Source organism: Streptomyces sp. NPDC104309 (assembly GCF_055584025.1).
In genome coordinates, this window is record NZ_JBVJMV010000150.1 from 1 (window position 1) to 1,273 (window position 1,273).

Consider the following 1,273-nt stretch of genomic DNA (forward strand, 5'->3'; position numbering starts at 1 on the left):
GCCGGGTGGCGGGGCGGGCTGTCCTGCTGATCCCGCACCGCGGCGAGAATCCCGATGAGACCGCCCTGCCGGACGACTACCGCATGATCCTGGCGATCGTGCAGGCCGCCGACGGCCCGGTCCAGGTCAGGGCGGTGGGTGAGGAGCTGGGCCTTGACGTTGCGGTGCGTGGGAAGCTGGAGCCGCTGCGGGCGAAGATGACCAAGCTCGCTGATCGCGGCTGGCTGCACAAACGTCCCGACGGGCGGTTCACCGCACGTCGGTGACCGTGCCGGAAGAGGAACCCGGCAGGCCGTAACCAGCGGACCCCCGGCGGCAGTTGAGTTCGGTGTGAAGAAAGACAACGGGTCCGCCGAGGGCCCTGACGACCTTGTCTACACTGCCCGCCTGCCGCTGTCGAGCGCCACTTTGAACTATCTCGCCACCCTGATACGCGGCCACTGCAAGAAGATCGGCTCGCGGTGGCGGGCGCTGCCCGCGGGAAGGATCGCGGGGATCGTGCTGGCGGTGCTGCGCTGTGACCAGCGGCCGGGCGACCTGGCCGGCGGCAACGGGATACACCGCACCACCGTGACACGGTGGGTCAGGGAAGTCGTCGGCCTGCTGGCCGCCCGCGCCCCGCGCCTGGACCGCGCCCTGAAGAGAATCGCCCGAACGGGTGGCGGGGTGGTCCTGCTGGATGGCTCGCTGATCCGCACTCGGCGGCGCACCGGGACGGAAAACCGGAAGAACTACTCGGGCAAGCACAAGCACCATGGTCTGCTCGTGATCGCGCTCACCGACGACAAGGGCCGACTGCTCTGGGTCTCGGCGGCCCGGCCGGGGCGGACCTCGGAGATCACCGCCTGCCGTCACGACAAGCTCACGCAGAAGTTGCGGGCGGCCCGGCTCGGAGCGATCGCCGACCTGGGATTCGTCGGGCTCGATGACAGCGGTCCCGATGCCGACCCGGCGGTGATCACCGGCTACAAGGCCGCCCGGAACCGGCCGCTCACGCGAGGGCAGAAGCTGTCGAACAAGGCCCTTGCCGCAGTACGGGCGCCGGTCGAGCACGGCTTCGCCCACCTGAAGAACTGGCGCGTCCTCGGCAAGGTCCGCACGGATCCGAAGTGGGCGACCGCGCTGGTGAGGGCTCTGCTGGTCCTGACGAACCGCGAAGTCTCCCGGTGACCGACGATCTTCGCCGAAGCCATCCGCCCACGACCAGCACGAGCATCCCGAACCCCGCGCACACCAGACCCGTGACCTGCAACTTCACGATGCACAGTGCTCA

1 protein-coding gene and 1 pseudogene are annotated in these 1,273 nt (G+C 69.4%); both read left to right on the forward strand.

Translation table 11 applies throughout. From position 1 onward, the window contains the following. A pseudogene (locus ACZ68L_RS46935) lies at window positions 1-266 on the forward strand (hypothetical protein); the annotation flags it as partial. Between the two features lie 64 nt (window positions 267-330). Next, window positions 331-1,170, forward strand: coding sequence for a transposase family protein (locus tag ACZ68L_RS46940; RefSeq protein WP_469591062.1), 840 nt, complete (start codon window positions 331-333; stop codon window positions 1,168-1,170). Window positions 1,171-1,273: the final 103 nt, after the last annotated feature.